Genomic DNA, 24,768 nt, shown 5'->3' with positions numbered 1-24,768 from the left:
TCATTTACTCCAGGCGGTCCATGCGTTCGCCCATCAGGCCACGCGGACGCAACAACAACACCGCCAACATCAAGATGTACAGCGAAGCCTCGGAGGCCGGGGGATAGAAATACGTGGTCAGGCCACGGATCACGCCCACCAGCAGCGCGGCCACCACCACACCCCAGAAGCTGCCCAGCCCCCCAATCACCACCACCACAAAGGCGGCGGTCATGATCTCTTGCCCCATGGCCGGGTGGACCCCGCTGATCGGGGCCAGCAACACACCGGCCAGACCGGCCAGCCCAATGCCAATGCCGCACACGCCGGTGAGCACCGGGGCCAGTGAAATGCCCAGCGCGCGCACCATGTCCGGGTCGGACACACCGGCCTTGACCACCTTGCCGAAGGCGGTCTTGTTGAGCAGCAACCAGGTCAGCAACAGCGCCACCGATGCCACGGCCAGCATGGCGAGCCGGTAATATGGGTACATGAAGTCGCCCAGCATCAACTGCCCGCGCGCGAAGTTGGGCACGTTGAATTGCAGCGGCGAGGCACCAAACACCATGCGCAGGGCCTGCTCGATGATCATCGCCAGACCAAAGGTGAACAGCAGACTCAAGACCGGATCGGCCTTGTAAAAGTGCCTTAAAAACAAGCGCTCAAGCAGCATGCCCAGCGCCGCCACGATCAAGGGCGAGGCGATGAAGGCCACACCGTAGCCGGCGATGTCGGTGATCTGCACCATCATGTAGGCGCCAATCGCAAACAGGGCGCCGTGCGCCAGGTTCACCACACCGCCCAGACTGAAGATGATCGACAGCCCCAGCGCGATGAGCAGGTAGTACACGCCCATGAGCAGGCCGTTGATGACCTGCTCGATCAAAAAAACAAACTCGTTGGCCAAGGCCTTCTCCCAGTGTTCCAGTTGTCCGGTTATCCCGTCATGCATGCAAGCCGGACGCCCGAAGCCTGCTTCGGCAGCGTCCGGCTTCAGTCAGATCAGCTGAACTTGCAGGCGTTTTCCTGCTGCGTGGGGGCCAGCACTTCCAGGCTCTCGTTGGGGCCAGGCACCGGGGCGCTGGTTTCCATCACATCCCACTTGCTGCCCGCCTTGCCGGCCACGGGCTTGACGGTGTACATCTCGAACATGAGCTGGTGGTCCCAGGGACGGAAGTAGCCTTCGCGGGCACGCAGCACATCGAACTTGACGCCGCTCTCCAGGTAGGTGATGAGCTTTTGCGTGTCGACCGACTTGGTCTCCTGAATGGCACGTGCCAGGATCTTGACCGCCAGGTAGTCGGCCACGGCCTGGTTGTCGGGCGGACGGCCCCAGCGCTTGGTGAAGCGTTCGGTGAATGCCTTGGCCGAAGGGGCATTGACCTGGTGTGTCCAGATGATCGGCCAGGCGCCCTGGAAGCTGCCCTCGCCCGCGCCCCAGATGCTGACCGCGTTCAGGTCGGCACCGGCCAGAGGGATCGGCAGGTTGAACTCCTTGTACTGCTTCATGAAGTTGGTGGTGGAGTTGCCGGCCAGGTTGCTCATCACCAGGTCGGGGCGCTGCTGGCGCACCTTGAGGATCAAGGAGCTGAATTCGGTGGCATCGGTCGGCACCATGTCGTTGGAGATGAAGATGGCGCCGTTTTCGTCCATGAAGCGCTTGGTCTTCTCGAACAGATCGTGACCGAAGGCGTAGTCTGCCGTGAAGGCCATCCAGCGCTTGCCCTTGACCATGTTCTGACGCAGCATCTCGCGGCCGATGGTGCGCACATACATGCTGTTGTTGGCTTCCAGGTGGAACATGTAGCGGCTGCAGTTCTTACCGCGCAGTTCATCGGAGTTGCAGCCGGTTTGCATGAACATTTTTTGTGCACGGGTGGCAACTTGCGAAATCGCCAGCCCCGAGGCCGAGCTGATCTCACCCACCAGAAAGTCCACCTTGTCTCGCTCGACCATTCGTTGCGCCTTGGTCGAAGCGGTCTGCGGGTTCACACTATCTTCAAAGAGGATCTCAAACGGTCGGCCAAGCGCACCACCGGCAGCGTTCACCTCTTCCATGGCAAGCGTAGCGCCCATGACGGCGTACTCGCCCATCGGGCCTAGAAAACCGGTGCGGGGGGTCAGATGGCCAATGCGTAGGACGTTGGGCTGTGCACGCACGATGGCCGGTGCCGCCAGGGCCGCTGCGGCGCTGGCCATGGCACCCACCACCAACCGACGGTTGGCCTGAGAGGGCGAAAGTGTCTTGTCACTCATGAACTTGTCTCCTGTATGGTCCCGATAGGAAGGAAAGGAAGGGAAGGGAAGGGAAGGCCAGTGCGGCGATTGCTTACCCTGGCATCCCGATCGTAATCTGTGATCACAGATACCATGTCAGTGATTACCCTGTGCCTGATCCATATTCGATCAGGAAACGCTAAGCTTCGTTGCATATCCAGCACATGCACACAAACATGCCCACCCAAGAAGGCAAGATCTCCATGACGGTTTCGCAACATCTAACCCCTCTCAAACGCCAGACCCTGAGCGCCGACGTGTACGAGCAGTTCAAGGAACTGTTGATTAGCGGCCGCATGATGCCGGGTGAACAGATTTCTCTACGCAGCATGGCCGAGGCGCTGGGGGTGAGCGTGATGCCCGTGCGAGAGGCGGTTCAGCGCCTGAGCGCCGAGCAAGCGCTGGAACTCACGCCAAACCGCACGTTGCGGGTACCACTCATGTCAGTCAGTCAATTTCGTGAAATCACAAGCATCCGCATGAACCTTGAAGGACTGGCAACGGCAACCGCAACCGAACGCATGACTGAAGACGAGGTACGCCAGATCCAAGTCTGGCACGAGGGCTTTGTAGATGAAATGAAAAACCAGCCGCAGGACGTGGCACGGCTGATCGCTTTCAACAAGGAACTGCACTTTGGCATTTACCGCGGTTCGCGTATGCCGGTGCTGATGCAGTTGATCGAAGCCCTGTGGTTGCGAATCGGCCCGATCCTGAACTATGACATTCGCGCCGGCTCAGACCGCGTGGGCCAGCGCACCGCCCTAACCCACCACGCCGCCCTCGTAGAAGCCCTTCGCACCAAAAACCCGGAGAAGGCATGCAAAGCCTTGCAGGGCGACATCCAGTCTGCTGCGGAATTCATCATCTCAGCAGGAGTGCTAGTGGCGGCCGATGAGCCAAACAAAGGCACACAGCGGTCATGACAGTATGCGAACTGCCAACGCCGCCTTGCGAGGATGCCGGCTTAATACGGATCAGGCTCACCGACCCTGACCCACTGGACACATTCGGCACCTGTAGCGAACGACTGCTTATTCACTCAACGGCTGTACCATTGATGAAAATCGAGCGGCCGCATTCAGCCTAGACGGGCCCACCAGGGCGGACACACCAACGACGCCTTCTGGCCGGCAGCAGTCGACCCATCCCAGTCGTTGGCAGCGAAGCGAAGCTGTCATTCACGAAGCCAGCCCTTCGGCCATAAGCAGACTCTCAGTCCCCGCACGATATAGAGAATTGGGTGTCTCGCTGGAGAGTGAGACCTGCGTCGCAGGCACCCAGAAGACCAACAGTGAAAATGGGGCGAGTAGCTAGTTAACGACCTTCACCTTGCTCTCCGTTTCAGTGGCACAGTGCATACCCAAACGGCTCAATAGGAGGCGATCCTTCTCCGCCTGAGGATTGCTGGTCGTCAGCAGTCGATCCCCATAGAACATGCTGTTGGCACCCGCCAGGAAGCACAGCGATTGCAGGCTTTCAGGCATTTCTTCTCGACCTGCCGACAAACGAACCATCGCCCGAGGCATGCAGATGCGGGCAATCGCGATCATGCGGACAAACTCAAAGGGGTCCAGTCTCTGGGTTCCTGCCAAAGGCGTGCCTTCCACTTGCACCAAATTATTGATCGGCACAGATTCAGGATAAGGGTCCAGATTGGCCAGTTGGACGATCAGACCGGCTCGTTGACGGCGCGTCTCGCCCATGCCGACGATGCCGCCGGTGCAGACTTTCAGCCCAACATGGCGAACACGTCCAAGGGTATCGAGTCGATCCTGATAGGTTCGGGTCGTGATGATCTGGCCGTAGAACTCGGGGGAGGTGTCCAGGTTGTGGTTGTAGTAGTCCAGCCCGGCATCCTTGAGTTGTTCGGCCTGAACATCATCCAGCATGCCTGCGGTCAGGCAGGTCTCCATCCCCAGCGCTTTGACTTCGCTGATCATCTCTCCAATCTGCTCGATGTGACGCTCCTTGGGTGAACGCCAGGCCGCCCCCATGCAAAAGCGCGTGGCACCGCTGGCTTTGGCTGCACGGGCCGCGTCCAAGACCTCTTCCAGCGGGAGCAGTTTTTCGGCTTTGAGGCCCGTATCGAAATGGGCTGATTGCGGGCAGTATTTGCAGTCCTCTTCGCAGCCGCCCGTTTTGATGGACAGCAGCGAGGAGAGCTGAATCGCATTGGGGTCAAAATTGTCCCGATGGACCTGCTGCGCACGGAAGATCAGGTCATTGAACGGTAGCTCAAACAGTGCTGCCACTTCATCCACCGTCCACGGTTTGGTGTTGCGGCGGTCCGCGTCAGTAGTCGGTGTCAGTGTCTTGATTTGATTGAGGTTCATGCGTTTTCCAGTGCCACGCGCAAAGCGCTCAGGCTCAAGTGAGCGGCAACAGCCGCGGGATTGGGGTCTGGCAGACGAGGCACCTGACCCCAGCAAGGAGCATTCAGTCGGGCCGATAAAGCGGCCAGATTATCTTCAACATAGGCCATCGAGGGATCAACTGCATTGGCAACCCAGCCAGCCAGGTGCAATCCGCGAGCTTGAACGGCCTCAACGGTGAGCAGTGCGTGATTGATGCATCCCAAGCGCATGCCCACCACGAGAATGACTGGCAAATCGAGATCTGCTGCCATATCGGCGGTGTCCCAGCCAGCGGTCAGTGGCACACGAAAACCACCCACGCCTTCCACAAACCCAATGTCGCAAAGTCTCAGCGTCCGCTGCACGGTTGCGAGCAACGCTTCTGGCTCAATGGTGATGCCCTCGAGTTCGGCTGCGATATGAGGCGCGCAAGGTGTGCGCAGTTGTAAAGGCCCAACCTGGGCGTCGGTCAGTTCAATATTGGCAGCGGCGCGCAGGCGCAGTACGTCCTCGTTGACCCATCGGTTATTCACGATGTCCTGGCCCGCCGCCAGGGGTTTGACGGCTGCGCTGCGCATTCCAAGGCTACCCGCCAAATGGGTCAGCCCTGCTGTGATGGCGGTCTTTCCGATTTCCGTGTCGGTGCCTGTGACGAAAAATCCCTTCATGCACCCTCCATGCGTTGCACGGCTGCCTCTACGGCATCCAAAAGGCGGTCGATGTCGCTTGCAGTGTGTGTGGCGCACAAGGTAATGCGCAATCGCGCCTGCCCCACGGGAACCGTCGGCGGACGGATGCCGGGTACACGCAGGCCAGCCGTCTCCAGCTCCGATGACAGGATCATGGTGGCGTCGTTGGAGCCAACGATCAGCGGTTGCACGGGTGTGGATGAAAGGGTCAGTTGCCAACCCCAATGGGCATGGCGATCCAGCAATTCACCCAAGCCCTTGCGTAATTGGTGCTGCAGTGCCAACAGGTGTCTGCGGCGTTGTTGGCCAACATCTCCTTCAATGAGATCGAGACTGGCCAATAAGGCATGGCAGACCGCAGGCAAGGAGGCCGTGGTGAAGATGTAAGTGCGAGCCGCCTGCATCAAATAGGCGATGACACGTTCGTGGGCGGCGACAAAAGCCCCTGACAAGCCAGCCGCCTTGCCCAGGGTGCCGACCAGAATGATGCGCTCACTGCACAGGCCAAAGTGCTCCAGTGCACCACGTCCACGCTCCCCCAGCACGCCAAAGCCGTGCGCATCGTCGAGGACCAGCCACGCATCGTGCTCCTGTGCCAATTGCAGCAACTCCGGCAAGGGGCCCATGTCCCCGTCCATGCTGAAAATGGTGTCGCTGACGATGAGTTTGATTTTCGCCGTGCTGGACGCCAGAAGCTTGCGCAGCTCGGCCACATTGGCGTGGGCATAGCGCTGAACGGGTGCCTTGGCCAGGCGCATGCCGTCGATCAGGGATGCGTGGTTGAGTTCGTCCGAGAAAAATTCGGCTTCGGAATCCCCCAAAGCCGAGGTAACCGCCAGATTGGCCATATAGCCGGTGCTGAAGCTCAACACACGCGCCTGTGGAATGTGAGGCGCAAACCAGCTGGCCAGCCTGTCTTCGAGGCGCTCGTGCGCCAGCGTGTGGCCGCTGATCAGGTGTGAGGCGCCCGAGCCACCAGCCCAAATTTGCGCGCCTTCCGCCAAAGCCTCGGCAATGCGCGGGTGGGATGCCAGCCCAAGATAGTCGTTTGAACAGAACATCAGCCTCTGCTGGCCGACGCCGTTTGTACTCCGGACGATTTGATGAGGTGACGTTGGCGATTCTGCGGTGCGCAACACCCGGGTCAAGTGCTGCTGGGCTATGGCGTCGAGTTTCTGGGTCAGATGCTCATGCAGCATGGTGCAGAACCTCGTTCAAGGTGACGCCCACGGCATGGGCCAGAAAATCCGCTGCTGCCTGGTCGATTACATAGGGGGGCATCAGGTAGACCGTGCTGCCTATCGGCCGGATCAACAACTCATGACGCCGTGCAGCCAAGTGAAAACGTTCGCTGAATCGGTCGCCGGCATCTGTGACGTCGAAAGCGAGAATCATTCCCCGCTGGCGGAAGTTCTTGACACGAGGGTGCTCTGACAAAACTGCAAATGCTTCGCTCAAGGCCGAGGCCTGGACTCGATTGGCCTGTATCTGTCCAGCATCGAATCGATCCAGCACCGCATTGGCTGCGGCACAGGCCAGAGCGTTGCCCGTGTAGGAGTGAGAGTGCAGGAACCCACGGGATACGTCATCGCTCCAGAATGCGCGGTAGACAGCCTCTGTGGTCAGCACCAGTGACAAGGGCAATGTTCCACCGGTGATCCCTTTGGAAAGGGTGACGAAATCAGGCCACTGCGCTGTGTCAACCTGTTCCCAGGCAAAAAAGGTTCCTGTGCGCCCGCAGCCCACCGCAATCTCATCGGCAATCAAGTGAACACCGTGCTGGCGGGTGAGCGCGCGCACTTTGCGCAAGTATTCGGGGGAGTGCATGACCATGCCGGCCGCCCCCTGGACTAGCGGCTCCACGATCACTGCAGCAATGTGCTCGCCCCGCTCATCGAGCAAGCTGCGCAAGGCAGAAAACGCGGCATCCTCGTTGTTGAGTCGGCTGTCCGGCGATTCAACGATGTGTGCATGCATCAACAGTGGATCGTAGGCGTCACGGAAGATGGCCACGTCGGTCACGGCGAGCGCACCGATGGTTTCACCGTGGTAGCCATTTTTGAGACAGACAAACTCGCGCCGGAGCGTTTGCCCCTGATTGCGCCAGCTGTGAAAACTTTGCTTCAACGCGATTTCAACGGCACTCGCACCATCCGAGGCAAAGAACACATGACCCAGCGAGCCACCCGTTCGGACGCTTAGCCGTTCGGCCAGCCGAACGGCAGGTTCGTGCGTGCAACCGGCCAGCATGACATGCGGCAGCGTATCGAGCTGGGCTTTGATGGCTGCATTGACGTCAGGATGCGCATGGCCGAACAGGTTGACCCACCAGGAGCTGTTGGCATCGAAGTAGCGTCTTCCTTGCGTGTCAAACAACCAAGGGCCTTCGCCTCGTGCGATTGGCAGAGGCGGCGTCTTCTGTGCGCGAGCCATTTGCGTGCAAGGGTGCCACACCACGTTAAGGCTCCGAATGGCAAGCTCACCTTGCTGAGCAGAGTGAAATTTCATCAGGTATGAATCTGAACGCTCCCTCACTGGCATCCTCGACAGTGAATGGGAAAACAGCGTCACCTGGCGATGCGCCACCTTGTTGGCCGGTATCCGGGCTGGTGGAAGCTGCTGTCGCCTTCCCGAGCAATATGCTCAGTGGCTAGTGACAGGAGTGAGAGGTGAGTCTCGTCCACTTACCGTTGCGAGGACAGCGCAGGTTGAGTTTTCCCTGAAAGGGTTAGCTTCCCTGCTTCCCGTTTAACTGCGATGTGTGAAATACACCGCGAGCACCAACCTTTTTAGTTTAGCTCATACACCTACATTCGCATGCTGGTTCTGAAATGTGGTGGCTGCGCCGACATTGCCTGCGCTTATTGGCCGACCGCTTTGGGTCGATATGACCTGCAAATGACCGCTGTAGGAAATGATCACGGATGACTTCTCTTGGCCGAACTGAGTCGGCGGCCCTTGACCGGCTCTACCCGACCCAAGGCAGACACTCGAAGAATATATCCAAGTGAATGCCAATCGGGGTGACTGTGTTGAAGTTGGTCTTAAGAACTCTGCGTAATCGGGATGTAGACCTCGCCACCCGATGCTTTGAATTGAGCGGATTTTTCATCCATCCCGCGAGTCAATGCAGATTGGTTGTCCAGCCCCTGATTGTTGGCGTAGTCGCGAACGTCCTGAGTGATCTTCATGGAGCAGAAGTGAGGGCCGCACATCGAACAGAAATGCGCCACCTTCGCCGAGTCCTTGGGCAGGGTCTCGTCGTGGAACTCGCGTGCCTTGTCAGGGTCAAGCCCCAGATTGAACTGATCCTGCCAACGGAACTCGAAGCGGGCTTTTGAAAGCGCGTTGTCACGCACCTGCGAGCCAGGGTGACCTTTGGCCAGGTCGGCAGCGTGAGCTGCCAGCTTGTACGTGATGATGCCTTCTTTGACGTCTTGCTTGTTCGGCAGGCCTAGGTGCTCCTTGGGTGTCACGTAGCACAACATAGCCGTGCCGTACCAACCAATGGTGGCCGCTCCGATGCCGCTGGTGATGTGGTCATACCCAGGAGCGATGTCGGTGGTCAGCGGACCCAGGGTGTAGAAAGGCGCTTCATGGCACTGCTCCAGTTGCAGGTCCATGTTCTCTTTGATCATGTGCAGCGGAACGTGGCCAGGGCCTTCAACCATCACCTGAACGTCGTGTTGCCATGCCTTTTGCGTGAGCTCGCCCAAGGTGCGAAGTTCTGACAACTGGGCTTCATCGTTGGCGTCATAGATGGAGCCCGGTCGCAGGCCATCACCCAGACTGAAGGCCACGTCATAAGACTTCATGATGTCGCAGATGTCCTCGAAGTGCGTGTAGAGGAAGTTTTCCTGGTGATGGGCCAGGCACCACTTGGCCATGATGGAGCCACCCCGGCTCACGATGCCGGTCATGCGATCAGCAGTCAGCGGCACGTAGCGCAACAGCACACCTGCGTGGATGGTGAAGTAATCCACGCCCTGTTCGGCTTGCTCGATCAGTGTGTCGCGGAAGACTTCCCAGCTCAGGTCCTGCGCCTTGCCATCCACTTTTTCCAGCGCCTGGTAGATCGGTACCGTGCCGATGGGCACTGGCGAGTTACGGATGATCCATTCCCTTGTTTCATGAATGTGCTTGCCAGTGGACAAGTCCATCACTGTGTCGGCGCCCCAGCGGATGGCCCAGGTCATCTTGTCCACCTCGTCGCTGATCGAGGAGCCCAGCGCCGAATTGCCGATGTTGGCGTTGACTTTCACCAGAAAGTTGCGACCGATGGCCATGGGTTCCGACTCGGGATGGTTGATGTTGCAGGGAATGACGGCCCGGCCACGTGCCACCTCGTCACGCACGAACTCGGGGGTGATCCGTGCTGGAATGCTTGCGCCAAAGTCCTGTCCTGGATTCTGTCGGCCCAGTCTTTGTGCCAGTTTCTCGCCCCCTGGACCGCTGGCGGTCAGCGTGGCCAAGTAGTGCTCTCGGTTCATGTTCTCGCGAATGGCCACGAATTCCATCTCGGGCGTGACGATGCCTCTGCGTGCCTGATGCATCTGAGTGACGTTGGAACCTGTTCGCGCCCGGCGTGGCCGGCGCAGCAAACCGGGAAAGCGCAGGCTATCCAGCGCGTGGTCTTCGGCTCGGGTACGGCCGAAGTCGCTGGTCAGGCCTTCAAGGACCTGAGTGTCTTGGCGCTCCTCAATCCAGCGCTGGCGCAGCGCAGGCAAGCCATGGCGCAAGTCGATGCGTGCTGCTGGATCGGTGTAGGGACCAGAAGTATCGTAGACGAAGACTGGCGGATTCTCCTCACCGCCAAAAGCCGAGGGCGTGGGGTTCTGGCTGATCTCGCGCATCGGGACCATCAAGTCAGGGCGCGAACCAGGTATGTACACCTTGCGCGAGCCAGGCAGGGGCGCAATAGCGGCCTCATCCACGGTAGCCGATTGGGCGATGAATTGATCGGGAGCATTCACGAGCAGATTCCTTCAGTGTGTGCGCTCCGAAGGTCGCCCTGGTTAGCATGCAGGCGCAAAGCCAGCATGGGCAGAGGGAAATGCTCTTCTTCCGCCGGTATGAACCGGATCAAGTTCGCGGGTTTGGACAAGCCATCTCAGCCCACACCATGTGGACACCCCGGAGCGTTGTTTCAGTATATCAGCCGCGAATAGAGCAATTTATTGCCGCATGGCTAAATTAGATTTTTAATTGGTTCTGGACGGGAAGAACTATTCGACCCATATGGCAGTCGTAGTCATCGGTAATCAACTCAACACTGCTGCAAACACCAAGGGTACAGTCGCATCCAAGTTGATGGCGCTGGGATCAAAGCTCTCCAACTACGTTGGCTCGCGACTGCAGAAATGAAACATCGCAAGCCATGCAAAGATCTGCAGCCCAGGCCTGACCTGCAGGATGAGAATGCGGATGACGGCTTATGGCCGGCAGCAGTCGACCCATTGCTGTCCTTCGGCAATAACCGAAGCTGTCATCCGTGAATGAGGTCTTCGGTCATAAGCTGTCATTGATCGTCAAATTTCTGAAAATCGTTTCTCCATCTCGCGGCGCATGGTTCTCCGAGTCTCTGCTGCAGCAAAGCGACGTTTCTCCTCTGGGGAGAAGGGCCGAAGCGGAGGAACCCCTTGCGGTTTTCGTTCATCATCCACCGCGACCATGGTGAAGAAGCAGCTATTGACGTGCCGTTTTTGTTGGGTGCGGATGTTTTCGGCAATCACTTTGATGCCTACTTCCATGGACGAAGTACCCGTGTGATTGACTGAGGCCAGGAAGGTAACCAATTCACCAACATGGATGGGCTGTCGGAACATGACTTGGTCAACACTTAAGGTTACAACGTATGCACCTGCATACCTGCTGGCACAGGCATAGGCCACTTGGTCCAGCAGTTTGAGGATGGTCCCACCATGCACATTCCCAGAAAAATTCGCGGTATCGGGGGTCATAAGCACCGTCATGGTTAATTGATGCGCAGGCAGTTCCATGGCTTGTCAAGGAAGTAAGTTGATCAATTCCGGCACGGCCGCAAACAGATCGGCTTCGAGGCCGAAGTCAGCCACGCTGAAGATCGGGGCCTCGGGGTCCTTGTTGATCGCGACGATCACTTTGGAGTCCTTCATGCCCGCCAGGTGCTGAATGGCGCCCGAGATGCCGCAAGCCACGTACAGATGAGGGGCGACGATTTTGCCGGTCTGTCCAACCTGCAGGTCGTTGGGGGCGTAGCCCGCGTCCACCGCAGCGCGGCTGGCACCAATGGCAGCGCCCAGCTTGTCGGCCAGGGGCGTCATCACTTCGTTGAACTTCTCGCTGCTGCCCAGGGCGCGGCCACCCGACACAATGATCTTGGCGGCGGTCAGCTCGGGGCGGTCGCTCTTGGCGATCTCGCTGCCCACATGGCTGCTCTTGCCGTTGTCGGCTGCTGCAGCGGCAGACTCCACAGCAGCAGAACCGCCGGTGGCGGCAGCCGCGTCAAAGCCGGTGGTGCGCACAGTGATCACCTTGGTGGTATCAGCGGACTGCACGGTGGCAATGGCGTTGCCCGCGTAGATCGGGCGCTCGAAGGTATCGGGCGAGTCCACCTTGGTGATGTCAGAGATCTGCCCCACGTCGAGCTTGGCGGCCACGCGCGGGGCCACGTTCTTGCCGCCGGCAGTGGCCGGGAACAGGATGTGGCTGTAGTTGCCGGCGATGGCAAGCACTTGCGCAGCGACGTTCTCGGCCAGGCCATGGGCCAGGGCTTCGCTGTCGGCGTGGATGACTTTGGCGACACCAGCGATCTGGGCGGCGGCCTGTGCAGCAGCAGCGGCGTTGTGGCCAGCGACGAGCACATGCACGTCGCCACCGCAAGCGGCAGCAGCGGTCACGGTGTTGAGGGTGGCGCCCTTGATGGACGCGTTGTCGTGTTCGGCAATGACGAGTGCGGTCATGATCAGATCACCTTTGCAACGTTCTTGAGTTTGTCGACCAGCGTGGCGACATCAGGCACCTTGATGCCGGCACTGCGTTTGGCCGGCTCCATGACCTTGAGGGTCTTGATGCGCGGGGCGACATCGACGCCGAGGTCTTCGGGCTTGAAGGTGTCGAGCTGCTTTTTCTTGGCCTTCATGATGTTGGGCAGCGTCACATAACGCGGCTCGTTCAGGCGCAGGTCGGTGGTCACCACAGCAGGCAGGCTCACAGCCAGGGTTTCCAGGCCACCGTCGATTTCACGGGTCACATTGGCTTTGCCATCAGCAACTTCGACTTTGGAAGCGAAGGTGGCTTGCGGCAGGTCGGCCAGCGCGGCCAGCATCTGACCGGTCTGGTTGCAGTCGTCGTCGATGGCCTGCTTGCCCAGAATGATCAGGCCAGGTTGTTCTTTGTCGACCAAGGCCTTCAGCAGCTTGGCCACGGCCAGGGGCTGCAGCTCTTCAGCGGTTTCCACCAGGATGCCGCGGTCGGCACCGATGGCCATGGCGGTGCGCAGGGTTTCCTGGCACTGCGCCACGCCGCAGGAGACGGCGATCACTTCGGTGGCCACGCCCTTTTCTTTCAGGCGCACAGCTTCTTCGACAGCGATCTCGTCAAACGGGTTCATGCTCATCTTGACGTTGGCGATGTCCACACCACTGTTGTCGCTCTTGACGCGCACCTTGACGTTGTAGTCCACCACCCGTTTGACGGGAACCAGAATCTTCATAGCAACCTCTTGAAAATTTATCTAAAACAGTTCTGACAGATTGGCCGAGAACCTCTATCCAAAGCGCCCGACCAAGATTGCACGATCCTGGGGTTTCGTCTTTAAATGCCTGGACTCGATGTCGGATCAGCAATAGGGGATACCTCACTCAATTGCCCTGAGGTCCACTCAATCCAGGCTATTGATTACGATGCGGCAAGTAATGCGTCGAACCGCTGGGGCCGTCAAACTTCATTGCCTTTTTCGAGGGCAGCTCAGCGATCGCGCGCAGCAGAACACTCATCTCGAACCTAAGCATTTACGGCTTTGGCACGAATACCGAATGTCGTCACGCAATAACCTTACCGGGGTTCATTCGTCCTTCGGGATCAAACGCCGATTTGATCTGGCGCAGCAGCGCCATTTCGAGCGGGCTTTTGTATCGTTGGTTCTCATCTCGGCGCAATTGCCCCAGGCCATGTTCGGCGCTAATCGAGCCGCGATGGTGTACGACCAGATCATGAACAATTTCATTGATTTCATTTTGACGAGCAGCGAACGGCATGGGATCGGCGCCTGCTGGGGAAAGCACATTGAAATGCAAGTTCCCATCTCCCAAATGGCCGAACCAGGCACAGCGTGCACCTGGTGCAGCCTGGCTCAAGGCCTCCTGAGCCTGCGCGACAAATTGAGCAACGGCTGACGCGGGCACGGAAATATCGTGTTTGATGTGCGCCCCTTCCAGACCCTGTGCCTCGGAAATTGACTCACGAAGCGACCACAACGTCTGAGAATGCGCAACCGATTCGGCAACAACACCATCCAAGACGTCCCCTGCTTCCATTGACCGCATGAGTAATCGTTCAAGCTGATCGCGCGCATGTGCTTCGTTGTCATGATCAGTAAGTTCCATCAGCACAGCTACTTCGCATGGATCGCTGAAGGGCCAGCGAAGGTTCGGGTAGTGTTTTTGGAGCAATGGCACACAAGGCGCTGAAATCACCTCAAATGCTGTCAGACCCGGTCCGAGGGCTTCTCGGGCTTGGGCCAACAAATTGACGGCTTCAACCAGTGATGGCAGAGCCATCATGGCGGTCAGGTTGGCGACGGGGTGCGGGAATAGCTTGAGAGCGGCAGCAGTGATGATGCCCAAAGTTCCTTCAGAGCCGATGTAGAGTTGTTTAAGGTCGTAGCCTGTGTTGTCTTTGCGCAAGGCTCTCAGGCCGTCCCAGATTTCACCGTTAGGGGTGACCACCTCTAGGCCGAGCGTGAGGTCACGCATGCTGCCGTACCTCAACACAGCCGTGCCCCCGGCATTGGTGGCCAGGTTGCCTCCAACAGTGCAGCTGCCCTGTGCGGCCAGCGAGAGGGGGAACAGTCGGTTGTTTTCCCGGGCCACATCCTGCAGCGTTTGCAGCACGACACCGGACTCCACAGTCACAGTGTCATTGGCTGTATCGATCTGCCGTATGCGATTGAGGCGTCGCGTACTCAGGACCAGTTGACGGGCATTGCCCGAGGGCGTCGCACCGCCTGAGAGTCCGGTGTTTCCGCCCTGGGGAACAATGGCCAACCCGTGTTTCTGTGCCAAGCGCATGACCGCCCCCACCTCCAGGGTGTTGGCAGGACACACCACGGCCAATGCAGTGCCATGGTATTTTTTGCGCCAGTCCTCGTAGTAGGGTGCGGTGGCCTGGCCCTCGGTCAGGACATGTTTCTCGCCCACTGTGCCGCGCAGTTGACTCAGCACGGATTGATCGTCAGACATATTTTCTGGACTCATCATCAGGGCACCAAAGCCAGTGCAAACGTTGGCACGTAGGTCACAGCGATCAGCACCAGCAGCATGACGAACACGAAAGGCAATATCGCACGCGAGAGCGGCCACAACTTCGTGCCGCCGATGGCCATGCCAACGAACAGGCAGTAGCCGATAGGAGGTGCCGCCATGCCGATGGCCACGTTCGTCACGATCATCGCTCCGAAATGGATCGGATCTACGCCGAACTGCTTGGCAATGCTGATTAGCATGGGGCCAAGAATCACCATGATGGCGATTTCGTCCATCACCGCTGCCAGTAGGAAGAAGCCCAGGTTGAGCGCGAGCAGCATCATCCATCGGTCGTGAATGTTCTCTCCGAGCCAGGTGGCCAGTCGGGTTGCCAATTGTTCTTGAGCGACCAAGAATCCAAAACCTTGCGATACGGCCACGATGGCCATGACGATGGCACTGACGGTCATGCCGGACATCATGATCTTGGGCAGATCTTTCCAACGCAGCCTACGTTCAATGACGAAGCCGACAAGCAGTGCATAGAGGCAAGCGACGACAGCTGCTTCAGTGGGGGTAAATGCGCCACCATAAATGCCGCCCAAGACAACGATTGGCGCCATCAAGGCCCAGATGCCTTCCTTGAGAACGGACATGATTTCGGCCAGTGAGGCTCGAGGTTGGCGAGGCCTCTTATCTTGAATGTCTTTGAAGATGACGATCAAGGTGATGCCAAAAGCCATCAGAAAACCAGGCAGCACGCCGGACAGGAAAAGCTTTGAAATCGACTGCTCCGCAATGACACCCCAAATCACAAACGCGATTGAAGGCGGAATCAGTGGGGCAAGCACGCCAACGGCAACCACCAAGGCGGTTGCATAGTTGCGGCTGTAGCCCCGTTCGACCATTGACGGAATCATTACAGAGCCGATGGCTGCTGTTGTGGCAGGTGCTGAGCCGCTGACCGCTGCGAATATGAGAGCCGCAACCACAACCACAAGTCCAAGCCCACCCGGAAGGTGGCGCACAAAAACGTCTGCCACTTTAACCAGGCGCTGCGACAAGCCACCCGAACTCATCAGCTCGCCAGCGAGCATGAAAAACGGGATGGCAAGCAAGCTGAAGCTTTGCGTGCCGGCAACCATTGTCTGGGGCAGCAGCATCGGCTCAATGCCGCTGAGCACGAGAATGGCCAAGACGCTGATCGCGATGGCAAAGGCAAACGGCATCCCGAGCACGACCAGACCAGCAAAACCAGCCGTCAAAATCCAAGAAGTTAATGTCATTTTTATTTATCCTTTTGAGACATTGACCTCGGCCAATTCGTCTTGTGATTTGTCCGGACTACCAAGAATCAAGTGCTCCAAAGCAAAGAGCGCAATGACCAGGCCACAGACTGGCGCGCAGGCATACAAATAAACGATCGGATAACCAATCGCGGCAGAGGTGGAGCCCACGGCATCTGCGACGTAATCTTTGCCTGCAACGGCAAGGAATGCACCAAATCCTGCGATGCAAAGCGTGACCACTTTCTCAATCACCAAACTCAAAGCTTTGGGCAGGTGGTCCACCAAGATGTCCATGCGTACGTGGGTTTTCTGGCGGACCCCCAATCCGATAGCGAGCAGCATGCTCCAGCTAAAGCACGCCAGGGCCAACTCCTCGCTCCAACTCAAAGGCTTATCCAGAACAAAACGCATAAACACTTGTAAAGATAGAGCCAGAAGCATGACAGTTGCGAATGCCATCACGGCAGTTCGCACTCCCATGTCCAGCCAGTCGAAGCCTTTGCGAAAGAGCGATTTCATGGTCTACCTCGAATTATTTTGATGCGCTCAACGCGAGTTCCAGCAATGAGCCATTGCCGCCCTGTCGGTACTTTTCATACAGCGAGGAAACACCCTTGCGGAATGCTGCGACATCACCAATGGCATTGACTTTCATTCCGCTCTTTTCCAGCTTGGTCAAAATGCCCTTGGCATCGGCCTTGGCCGTTGTTCGCTGTTCGATGGTGGCGGCCTTGGCTGCTGCGATAACGGCCGAACGCTGCTCTGGTGTGAGTTTGTCCAGCGCGCGCTTGCTCATCATCAGACCGATCATCGAATAGGTGTGATTTGTCAGAGAAAGGAATTTGGTCACCTCGTAGTATTTGTTCGCTTCGATGACTGCCAAGGGGATTTCAAGCCCGTCGATCGTGCCTTGCTGCACAGCTGTAAACGTCTCGCCCCAGGCCATGGGAACGGCAGACCCCCCCAGTGAATTGAACATGTCGATGTAGATAGGGTTTTGCATGACCCGGTACTTCACGCCCTGGACGTCTGCGGGAGTAGAGACGGGGCGCTTGTTGTTGATCATGTTGCGAAAGCCACCCTCCATATAGCCCAGCGCGACAATGCCTTTGCCCTCAATGCGCTTGCTCAGCTCTGCACCAAGCGCTCCATCAAGCGCCTTATGTGCTTGTTCTTCGTTTGCAAAGAGGAACGGAAGATCATTGATGCTGAAAGAAGGTTCGATCTGACCGATCACGGCGTTGGTGATTACGCCAGCATCCACTGTGCCAAAGCGCATGCCTTCAAGCATCTGGCGTTCATCGCCGAGTTGACGGTTGGGAAAAAGCTGTACTTCGACGGTGCCCTTGGTGTTCTTTTCCACCGCTGCCTTGAAGGCGCGTGCGCCAATAGCGTAGGGGTCCTGCGCGCCATCGGAAGTGGTCCAACCGACCTTGATGATTGGCTTGTTTTGTGCATGCGCTGTGGGCGCGATGGCCAGCAGTGCCGCTGCGGACAGGCTGGCGATTAGTTTCAGAGGGGTGCGACGTTTCATGTTGTCTCCTTTTTGGTGGTGGGTTGATCAATGAGATAAATCACGACTGAACTTCTCAGTCGTTCCAGTAAAGCCGTGTAGGGTTATCGACCAGAATCTTTTGAATCTCCTGTGGCCCGCAAGCATCAAGCAGTGCATCGATCAGGTGCCCGTCGTCGGGCATAGGGGCCGCGATTGATGGGTGCGGCCAGTCGCTACCCCAGACGAGTCGGTCGGGGTTGGCTTTGAGCAATGCCTGCATCAGCGGTGCGACGTCTGTGAATTTGCTGCGTTGTGGAGAAATTCGGTAGCCTCCGGAAAGCTTCACCCAAGTGTTGCCCTCCTTGATCAGGGCTTGGAGGTTGTTGAAGCCCTTGCTGTTGATCGCTCGCTCGGCGGGAACATGACCGTAGTGGTCGACCACGAGTGGTACGCCGAACCTAGACATCTTGATGACCATTTCGGGGTCTTTATCGACATCAATGAGCACTTGTAGATGCCAGCCCAGGGGTTTGATACGTGCCACAATCTCCGGTAAGTCCTGCATGGCAGCACCCCCATCAAACAGTGCGTTGCAACGCGTTCCACGAGCGCCTAGCTGATGCCAATACTGGATTTGCCGATCGGATATATCGGTGTAGACCACCGCAACGCCTCGCAGCCAGCTGGTGTTCTCTGCCAGCGCATGCTCAAAACTTGAGTGGTCGCGTCCGTAGACGCTTGGATGCACAAGGACGGCACGCTCAATGCCCAGCGTACGCGTCATTGCCCTGTACGCTCCCATGGGCGCAGGCGTTGGCGTGTAGCTGCGAGCAGCGGCGAACGGATACTGGTTTGCGTCTTCAAAGACATGAAAGTGGCAGTCGCACGCGCCAGCTGGCAAGCGTTTGGACGGCACCGAAACTTCCGCCTTGTAGGGCAGATATGTGTGGGTGGCGCTCATTTGTTTTCCTGACGGTCTGAGGCGACCTTGCTCTGTACATCGGCTTGAGGATGCGGACCAACGCGCAAACCCAGTCGATTGGCCGCGCCATCGAGGTGAGCTTTGACAGCCAGTCTCGCGGCCAAAGGATCAGCTGCCTCAATGGCAGCGTAAATCGATTGATGTTCAAGCTGTGTTTTCTGGGGCTGTCCAGGCGTCTTTTCACTGTTAACACGGGCCAACTGAACGCTTTCTTCCAGGGAGCCATGCAGGAACCTGAGCAACTTCAGCATCGCCTCATTGTGTGTGGCCCGAGCTATCGCGAGATGAAACCGGACATCTGCTGGCGTGCCATTGGTGTGGTTTTTGACCGCCTCGGCCATCTCGTCCAAGGCCAAGCGCATCTCGATCAGGTTTTCATTTGTACGGCGCAAAGCTGCCAGCTCAGCGCACGATTGCTCGACATGAAGACGTACTTCATAGGTATCAGCAAGCAACGCTTGGTCAGCAGTCATGCCTGCGCCGAGCCGAAGGCTAGGTGTTGACTGCCGAGTACTGACAAATACCCCCGAGCCTTGACGCGCTTCAACATAGCCATCGTGCTTGAGCCGCGACAGTGCTTCACGCACCATGGGTGGGCTCACATTGAACGCCTGTGCAAATTCGCGCGTTGAAGGCAATTTGGAGCCAGGCGTGTACTCACCCGACTCAATCCTGCGTAGCAGCACAGTGGTGATTTCATCGGGAAAGCGCAATGGCTTCGGAAGAGCTGTCATAGTGTGTTCAAACATGGTTACCAGGTTATCTGATAAGTTGAGATGTCGTATTGGTGGAAACCCTTGGAAAATTAGTTAATTGATATCAAGTTGACCAATAAATCACTGCGGTCCGCAATGAACTGTGAACGACTGAATTCAGGAATGGCCCAAGATCTCTGCTTCTGGCCGAAAGCTGCCCGAGGTTCGCCATTAAGCGCTTGCGGCTGAGGACCTTAGTGTACTTGAAATGCTGTATGAAATAACAGTATATTCGGTGGCATGAAAGCCGCAGTACTTACCCACCCGCAACCCGTTCTCGTGACCGACAAGAAGGTCTGGCTGGAGGTGTGTGGCTGGAAGGTGCCTGCGGGATTTGCCTCCCCCGCAGGTGATCACACGCGCAAGCGTATCGACCTCAATGACCACCTGATCCGCAATGCGGACGCCACGTACGTTCACCGGGTCAAGGGTGACTCGATGATTGACATCGGCATCTATGAGGGCGACTCCTTGCTGATCGACCGCTCTATCGAGCCCAAGCATGGGGACATCGTGTTGGCGGTCCTGAGCAATGAGTTCACGCTCAAACGGCTGTACCGAAAAGGCGGCGTCATCAAGCTCGTCCCGGAAAACCAGCGCTACCCGACCATCGTGGTCAAGCCGGAGGAAGAGTTTTCCGTCTGGGGTGTGGTGACCTACAACTTGCACAAGCTGTACTGAGACCATGACGCAGCCTGACGCTTCACCGCTACCGCATCAGATTGACCCAGGCTCGCTGGCGGCTTTGCCACGCACCTCGGGTGTCTACATATTCAAGGGCGAGGGCACGCTGCCTCTCTACATCGGCAAGAGCGTGGATATTCGCAGCCGGGTGCTGTCACACCTGCGTGCCGAAGACGAGGCCGAGATGATTGCCCAGTCCCGGCGGGTGGAGTTCATCGAGACTGCAGGAGAGATCGGCGCACTGCTGCTGGAAGCGCGTCTGATCAAGCAGCAAAGCCCCTTGTTCAACATCCGACTGCGGCGCCTGCGCAACCTGTGCTCAATCCGCCTCGCGGAGCAAGACGGCGTTGTCAGCCCGGAAATCCTCTCCGGTAAGGCGGTGGCTGTTGGGCAGGCCGATGACCTGTACGGCTTGTTCAGCTCCGTGCATTCGGCCCAGAGCAAGTTGCGGGAGCTGGCCGACCAGCACCGGCTGTGTCTGGGCCTACTGGGGCTGGAGAAGATCAGCAAGCGGGGCTGCTTTGGCCTCCAAGTCAAAACTTGCCTGGGCGCCTGCGTGGGCAAGGAAGGCCGTCGGGAGCATGACCAGCGGCTGTTTTCAGCACTGGTGGACATGAAGGTGCAGGTGTGGCCGTTCCCTGGTGCCGTAGATCTGGTCGAGCAAAGTGGCGACTGGGTCCAGCGTCACCGCATCCAGGACTGGCGCTACATGGGCACCTGGTGCTCCAGAGCCAACGAACTCAGCACGCACGAGCAGCACGGGTTTGACCTGGACACGTACAAGATTCTGGTCAAGCCGATCATGATGGGGACCGCCACGGTCGAGGTGGTATGACCCAGCAGCTGGCCCTGGTTGATTGCAACAACTTCTACGTCTCCTGCGAGCGGGTCTTCCGTCCTGACCTGACGCGGGTGCCGATGGTGGTGCTCTCGAACAACGATGGCTGTGCGGTGTCCCGGTCCAACGAGGCCAAGGCCCTCGGTATCCGGATGGGCCAGCCCTGGTTCGAGTGCAAGCAGTTGGCCGAAGAGCATGGCATCCTGGCCTTCAGCAGTAACTACGCGTTGTATGCCGACATGTCGAATCGGGTGATGTCCATCCTGAGTCATTTCTCTCCTCGGCACGAGGTGTATTCCATCGATGAGTGCTTCGTGGACCTCACTGGCATCCGCAAGCTGCGGGACGTGAGCTACAGCATGCGCCAGCGGGTTGGGATGTGGACGGGCATCCCGGTGTGCGTCGGCATTGGCCCGACCAAGACCCTGGCCAAGCTGGCCAACCATGTGGCCAAGAAGCACCCTCGCTCCAAAGGCGTCTTCAACTACAACGAGCTGACCGATGAGCAGAAGACAAGGCTGCTCAAGCAAATTGCCGTTGAGGAGGTCTGGGGAGTAGGGCGCAAGCTGACCAAGAAACTGGCAGTCCACGGCGTGCAGACCGTGCATGACTTGCGCCACGCGCATGTGCCGACGCTACGTGCCGAGTTCGGCGTGGTCATGGAGAAGATCCAGCGCGAGTTGCAGGAAGTGCCCTGCATAGACTTGCAGGAAATCCAGCCAGACAAGCAGCAGATCATCTCCAGCCGGTCATTCGGCAACATGGTCACGGAGCTGGTCATCCTCCAGGACGCGCTGTCCACCTTCGTGGCCAATGCCTGCGCAAAGCTGCGCACACAGAAGAGTCACGCGGCAGTGATCCAGGTTTTCTTGCAGACCAACCGTTTTCGCAAGGACCTGCCGCAATACAACCCAAGCCTGGCGGTCCCGTTGCCATACCCCACGAACGACAGCCTGGAGGTCAACCGCTGGGCGGCGTACTTGTGCGAGCGGATGTTTAAGCCGGGTTACCAGTACAAGAAGGCCGGGGTCATGCTCAGCGAGATCAGTCCAGTGACGCATCGGCAGGGTGATCTGCTGGAGCCAGTGACCCTTGCCAACGACAAGCTGATGCTGGCGCTGGACACCCTCAACCAGCGCTTTGGGCGGGGTACGGTCAAAGTGTCCACGCAGGGGGCGTTCAGGGACTGGGAGATGCGCCAGGAGCGCAAGTCACCGAACTACACGACGGCATGGGACGAGGTGCCGGTGGTGTGATTCGGTATGGCCAACAGGGTCTTATTTATTAGGCCGTACCAGCTTCGCAGGCAGGCCCATTTCTCTCCGCCAGCCACTCATGCCGCACCTGTCGAGGAAAGTTCAGCGACGGTGCTTCAGCGAAAAGGAAGCAGTCGCTTGATGCGATTGAGAAAGCCGTGCAGTCGGCCCTGAAAAGTGTCCCTGACGCTCCCAGGGTCGAAGTATTCGCCGAGCCCAGTGCCGCAGGGGTATCGGTCCCGCCTGGCATAAGTCCAATGGGGGGTACTCTCCCAGATGGACGAATACTTCTCATTGCCGACGGCCTCGGGTCGCGCCTTTTTGTTCATGAGAGTCCCTTTCATAGGTTATTTTTTTGGCTGTCTTGAATGATCGCATCTTTCATCATGGCTACCCACTCCTCTTCGGTCATGGGTTCTGGGACCACCAAAATAGAACCAGTCATCCCTGCGAGCCTGGCTCGCTCAATGGCTTCGTCTGCCGTCTCATGCCGCCCAAACGTCACCACGCCGCAAGTGGGTCGACTACTCGTGCGGTTTCGCTCGAGTGCCAGCAGGCGCATTTCAAGTTTTCTCAGGTTATTACCCATGCAACCCCTCTCGGTTTGTGTGCGTGGCTTCCAGTGCTTCGATGCGGGTAATCAGTTCGTCAATTTCAGCCACACGAGCCAGCGTGCCGATTGCCCCTAGTAGTGATGCGCCCTGACTGGGAGTCAGCTCGCCGGCAGCGACCGCTGTCAACACGGCCCGTCCCTGATCCGTCAGGGTTCCGTTTGGCAGGCTCAATGCCTGCGCTGGTTCGATGGCACGCAATGGCGCGATGGTCCGTTCCAGTAGCAGGCGAGCCGCCCCCACGTCCCCATGGATGGCTTTGGCCACGAGGGCTTGGAGCAACTCGGGAATATGCTCAGCGATGGATGCGCGCACCTGTGCCACCTTGCCTGTGCCTGTAGGGCGCCCCTTCGGATTTCCGCTCTCTCCGGCTTTCCAGCGGCCTTGGCGTTTTTTCTTGATGGGTTCGGTCATTGTTTCGCCTCTGTTAAATCAAGGACACCTGTCTGCTGTTGCCTGGCCTTTGTAGGGCCCAGGTGTATCCCTGCAAAATTCCAACAAGTGTCGGCATCCAGCTCCTTGGCCCGGTGCCAGAGTAGGCCTTCCAGCCCAGCGTTATGGCCACCTTGACAAGGAATTTGAGCTTGCGCTCGAATCCCCCAGGCAAATCGAGTGCGGCAGATGACTTGGTTGACTCGCACGTCAAGTACCCACCTTGATGTCAAGAGCCTCGCGGGCGAACCGCAGGGAGACCTGGGGTACTTTGTCTCCGGCTTTCTCGCGAGCAACGATGACCTTGGCCCACTCCTTCATGTCTCGGCCGCCCTGGGCGAGTAGTACGCTTATCGGCCTGAGCTTGGCTACTTCTGCCTTGACCCGCTCGGGATCAGCCTTTGGCTCGGGTAGCTTGGGGACACTGGGGGCTGGCGCGCGCCGGCAGAGGTTGCGAAACTCGATGATGTTGGGGCAGCGCTCCGGCAGGTTCTCCAATGCCCAGGCCAGAGCCTCAAGCTGTCCAGCAAAGCCTTCCAACTCATGTGCCCACGAGCTCTTCACGTCGTTCATCGGGACATCGGCCCATTGGCGTGTCCAGGCTGCGCCGTAGGTGGCCGCTAGGCGCTCGAACAGGCGGTCAATGGCATTCATTGGCAGGCTCATTGCAGAAACTCCTGGATTTCGCTGTTCACGGCGGCCACGTCAATGACCTCGCCACCTTCCGGCCACTTGCGCCCGGTCATCTCCTCCCAGCGCTTTCGGCGGGTTTTTTCGTCACGCTCGGCGAAGCTCAGGGTTTGCCGGCCTGCGCTTGGCTTGCGGTCTTCGATGAATTTCTGCTCGCGGCGCATCCAGTTGCGCCATGCGCCAGCCCAGTCCGCAATGCCGGTCTTAAAGGTATGGTCGCGGAAGGTGGCCGTGGCCTGGTTTTGGTTGACCAGGGGGGTGTTCTGGTCTGCCCAGTCCTGCATAGCAGGTGTGACCATGAATGTCTCGGGGCACTTGCGGGTGGGGCGCGGCTTTGGCGCGCTTTCCCCCACTACGTTGGTAGTGGTTATTGGTGTTGGTGTTGGTGTTGGTAGCTCAACATCCGCTGAACGTTTGTTGAGCGTCCGTTGAGCGTTCGTTGAACGTTCGCTCCGAGGCTGGTCGTCAGCCTTTGCCTTGCGCGCATGAACGGATGCGGCGGCAGACTCGCGAGCCTTCGACTGCTTTTTCTGCATGTGCTTGATTTCTTCATCGCAGCGGACATGCCTCCAGCCGTCGTCCGAAAGGTCGAAGAACTCGCCAAGCACTGCTTTCACCTCTTCCAGGCAGTTGCGCAGACGAATCAGCCGGGCTACTTCGGCAGGGTCGGCATGAAGCGCGGATTCGCGCCTGTAGTACAGGTCGAGCATCCGGCGGTAGGCCAAGTCTTCCATGGGCTCAAGATGGGCCGTGTCGGATGCGTAGTCGCCTATGTGAAACGGGAAGTAGTTCATGCGGCCTCCCGGTTGGCAGCAGCATTTTTTTGCGCACTTTTCCATGTTGGGCAGAGTGGTGGCCGGGGGAGAAGTGACAGGCGACAGCGAGCGATCAGCGCCAGGTGTTGCAGTGCGACCCACGAGCCTGTCAGAAAGTTTGTGTGTGAGGCATAGCATGTCAACAAGGAGCATGAATGCCACGCAAGACGAAGACC

Annotated in this window: 24 protein-coding genes and 2 riboswitches; of the genes, 4 read left to right on the top strand and 20 right to left on the bottom strand. The window is 58.2% G+C overall.

Annotation, left to right across the window (positions count from 1 at the left end; genetic code table 11):
* Positions 1 to 4: 4 nt before the first annotated feature.
* Together AC1RDS_RS05405 and AC1RDS_RS05400 are read right to left on the bottom strand one after the other, a co-directional pair.
* On the bottom strand, positions 5 to 886 hold the full coding sequence (locus AC1RDS_RS05405; protein ID WP_492226721.1) for a branched-chain amino acid ABC transporter permease: 882 nt from the start codon (positions 884 to 886) through the stop codon (positions 5 to 7).
* A 95-nt stretch (positions 887 to 981) separates the two neighbouring features.
* Positions 982 to 2,235, bottom strand: coding sequence for an ABC transporter substrate-binding protein (locus AC1RDS_RS05400; protein ID WP_492226720.1), 1,254 nt, complete (start codon positions 2,233 to 2,235; stop codon positions 982 to 984).
* 224 nt (positions 2,236 to 2,459) lie between these two features.
* Here AC1RDS_RS05400 and AC1RDS_RS05395 point away from each other — a divergent pair, with 224 nt between their 5' ends.
* Positions 2,460 to 3,182, top strand: coding sequence for a GntR family transcriptional regulator (locus AC1RDS_RS05395; RefSeq protein ID WP_492226738.1), 723 nt, complete (start codon positions 2,460 to 2,462; stop codon positions 3,180 to 3,182).
* Between the two features lie 387 nt (positions 3,183 to 3,569).
* Here AC1RDS_RS05395 and bioB read toward each other — a convergent pair whose 3' ends face one another.
* From bioB to AC1RDS_RS05325, 14 genes are all read right to left on the bottom strand, one after another.
* Positions 3,570 to 4,592, bottom strand: a complete 1,023-nt coding sequence (gene bioB, locus AC1RDS_RS05390) for a biotin synthase BioB (RefSeq protein ID WP_283224980.1) — start codon at positions 4,590 to 4,592, stop codon at positions 3,570 to 3,572.
* Positions 4,589 to 5,281 (bottom strand): dethiobiotin synthase, encoded by a 693-nt coding sequence (bioD, locus tag AC1RDS_RS05385; protein ID WP_492226719.1) that lies wholly within the window; start codon positions 5,279 to 5,281, stop codon positions 4,589 to 4,591. Before bioD ends, bioB begins: the two co-directional genes overlap by 4 nt.
* Complete coding sequence (locus tag AC1RDS_RS05380; RefSeq protein WP_492226718.1) at positions 5,278 to 6,501, bottom strand: aminotransferase class I/II-fold pyridoxal phosphate-dependent enzyme; 1,224 nt, start codon at positions 6,499 to 6,501, stop codon at positions 5,278 to 5,280. The genes bioD and AC1RDS_RS05380 overlap by 4 nt, the downstream gene beginning before the upstream one ends.
* Positions 6,491 to 7,810, bottom strand: coding sequence for an adenosylmethionine--8-amino-7-oxononanoate transaminase (bioA, locus tag AC1RDS_RS05375; RefSeq protein WP_492226717.1), 1,320 nt, complete (start codon positions 7,808 to 7,810; stop codon positions 6,491 to 6,493). Before bioA ends, AC1RDS_RS05380 begins: the two co-directional genes overlap by 11 nt.
* 67 nt (positions 7,811 to 7,877) lie before the next feature.
* Positions 7,878 to 8,100: riboswitch (cobalamin riboswitch) on the bottom strand.
* Between the two features lie 246 nt (positions 8,101 to 8,346).
* Positions 8,347 to 10,275: a phosphomethylpyrimidine synthase ThiC gene (gene thiC, locus AC1RDS_RS05370; RefSeq protein WP_492226716.1), complete on the bottom strand. Its 1,929-nt coding sequence runs from the start codon at positions 10,273 to 10,275 to the stop codon at positions 8,347 to 8,349.
* Between the two features lie 69 nt (positions 10,276 to 10,344).
* Positions 10,345 to 10,448: riboswitch (TPP riboswitch) on the bottom strand.
* 382 nt (positions 10,449 to 10,830) lie between these two features.
* Entirely contained in the window at positions 10,831 to 11,301 is a 471-nt protein-coding gene (locus tag AC1RDS_RS05365; RefSeq protein WP_066709414.1) for an acyl-CoA thioesterase, read from the bottom strand.
* A gap of 6 nt (positions 11,302 to 11,307) precedes the next feature.
* Positions 11,308 to 12,243 (bottom strand): electron transfer flavoprotein subunit alpha/FixB family protein, encoded by a 936-nt coding sequence (locus AC1RDS_RS05360; RefSeq protein ID WP_492226715.1) that lies wholly within the window; start codon positions 12,241 to 12,243, stop codon positions 11,308 to 11,310.
* Positions 12,244 to 12,245: 2 nt separating this feature from the next.
* Complete coding sequence (locus AC1RDS_RS05355) at positions 12,246 to 12,995, bottom strand: electron transfer flavoprotein subunit beta/FixA family protein (RefSeq protein WP_492226714.1); 750 nt, start codon at positions 12,993 to 12,995, stop codon at positions 12,246 to 12,248.
* A gap of 328 nt (positions 12,996 to 13,323) precedes the next feature.
* Positions 13,324 to 14,742, bottom strand: a complete 1,419-nt coding sequence (locus AC1RDS_RS05350; RefSeq protein ID WP_066709407.1) for an FAD-binding oxidoreductase — start codon at positions 14,740 to 14,742, stop codon at positions 13,324 to 13,326.
* A 17-nt stretch (positions 14,743 to 14,759) separates the two neighbouring features.
* Positions 14,760 to 16,031 (bottom strand): TRAP transporter large permease, encoded by a 1,272-nt coding sequence (locus AC1RDS_RS05345; protein WP_066709405.1) that lies wholly within the window; start codon positions 16,029 to 16,031, stop codon positions 14,760 to 14,762.
* Between the two features lie 6 nt (positions 16,032 to 16,037).
* Positions 16,038 to 16,553 (bottom strand): TRAP transporter small permease, encoded by a 516-nt coding sequence (locus AC1RDS_RS05340; protein ID WP_492226713.1) that lies wholly within the window; start codon positions 16,551 to 16,553, stop codon positions 16,038 to 16,040.
* Positions 16,554 to 16,566: 13 nt separating this feature from the next.
* The gene (locus AC1RDS_RS05335; RefSeq protein ID WP_066709400.1) at positions 16,567 to 17,568 is read right to left on the bottom strand and encodes a TRAP transporter substrate-binding protein; all 1,002 of its coding nucleotides are present in this window, start codon (positions 17,566 to 17,568) and stop codon (positions 16,567 to 16,569) included.
* A gap of 55 nt (positions 17,569 to 17,623) precedes the next feature.
* Positions 17,624 to 18,490 (bottom strand): amidohydrolase family protein, encoded by an 867-nt coding sequence (locus tag AC1RDS_RS05330; RefSeq protein ID WP_066709397.1) that lies wholly within the window; start codon positions 18,488 to 18,490, stop codon positions 17,624 to 17,626.
* The gene (locus tag AC1RDS_RS05325; RefSeq protein WP_492226712.1) at positions 18,487 to 19,260 is read right to left on the bottom strand and encodes a FadR/GntR family transcriptional regulator; all 774 of its coding nucleotides are present in this window, start codon (positions 19,258 to 19,260) and stop codon (positions 18,487 to 18,489) included. Before AC1RDS_RS05325 ends, AC1RDS_RS05330 begins: the two co-directional genes overlap by 4 nt.
* A 246-nt stretch (positions 19,261 to 19,506) precedes the next feature.
* Between AC1RDS_RS05325 and AC1RDS_RS05320 the strand changes: the two genes are divergently transcribed.
* The 3 genes from AC1RDS_RS05320 to AC1RDS_RS05310 are packed head-to-tail and all read left to right on the top strand — an operon-like array spanning position 19,507 to position 22,044.
* Complete coding sequence (locus AC1RDS_RS05320) at positions 19,507 to 19,947, top strand: LexA family protein (protein WP_492226711.1); 441 nt, start codon at positions 19,507 to 19,509, stop codon at positions 19,945 to 19,947.
* A gap of 4 nt (positions 19,948 to 19,951) precedes the next feature.
* Complete coding sequence (locus tag AC1RDS_RS05315; protein ID WP_492226710.1) at positions 19,952 to 20,785, top strand: endonuclease; 834 nt, start codon at positions 19,952 to 19,954, stop codon at positions 20,783 to 20,785.
* The gene (locus AC1RDS_RS05310; protein ID WP_492226709.1) at positions 20,782 to 22,044 is read left to right on the top strand and encodes a Y-family DNA polymerase; all 1,263 of its coding nucleotides are present in this window, start codon (positions 20,782 to 20,784) and stop codon (positions 22,042 to 22,044) included. Before AC1RDS_RS05315 ends, AC1RDS_RS05310 begins: the two co-directional genes overlap by 4 nt.
* A 340-nt stretch (positions 22,045 to 22,384) precedes the next feature.
* On the opposite strand, the gene AC1RDS_RS05305 is transcribed toward AC1RDS_RS05310, so the two are convergent.
* The 4 genes from AC1RDS_RS05305 to AC1RDS_RS05290 form a co-directional block, all read right to left on the bottom strand.
* Positions 22,385 to 22,633, bottom strand: coding sequence for a hypothetical protein (locus AC1RDS_RS05305; protein ID WP_492226708.1), 249 nt, complete (start codon positions 22,631 to 22,633; stop codon positions 22,385 to 22,387).
* Entirely contained in the window at positions 22,626 to 23,069 is a 444-nt protein-coding gene (locus AC1RDS_RS05300; RefSeq protein WP_492226707.1) for a DUF5681 domain-containing protein, read from the bottom strand. Before AC1RDS_RS05300 ends, AC1RDS_RS05305 begins: the two co-directional genes overlap by 8 nt.
* A 228-nt stretch (positions 23,070 to 23,297) precedes the next feature.
* On the bottom strand, positions 23,298 to 23,753 hold the full coding sequence (locus AC1RDS_RS05295) for a hypothetical protein (RefSeq protein WP_492226706.1): 456 nt from the start codon (positions 23,751 to 23,753) through the stop codon (positions 23,298 to 23,300).
* The gene (locus AC1RDS_RS05290) at positions 23,750 to 24,571 is read right to left on the bottom strand and encodes a YdaU family protein (RefSeq protein ID WP_492226705.1); all 822 of its coding nucleotides are present in this window, start codon (positions 24,569 to 24,571) and stop codon (positions 23,750 to 23,752) included. Before AC1RDS_RS05290 ends, AC1RDS_RS05295 begins: the two co-directional genes overlap by 4 nt.
* Positions 24,572 to 24,768 lie beyond the last annotated feature (197 nt).

The sequence above is a fragment of the Acidovorax sp. GW823-FHT02H02 genome, assembly GCF_058797075.1.
Note: the sequence above shows the minus strand (reverse complement) of the source record. Positions and strands in the feature narration are given on the sequence as shown.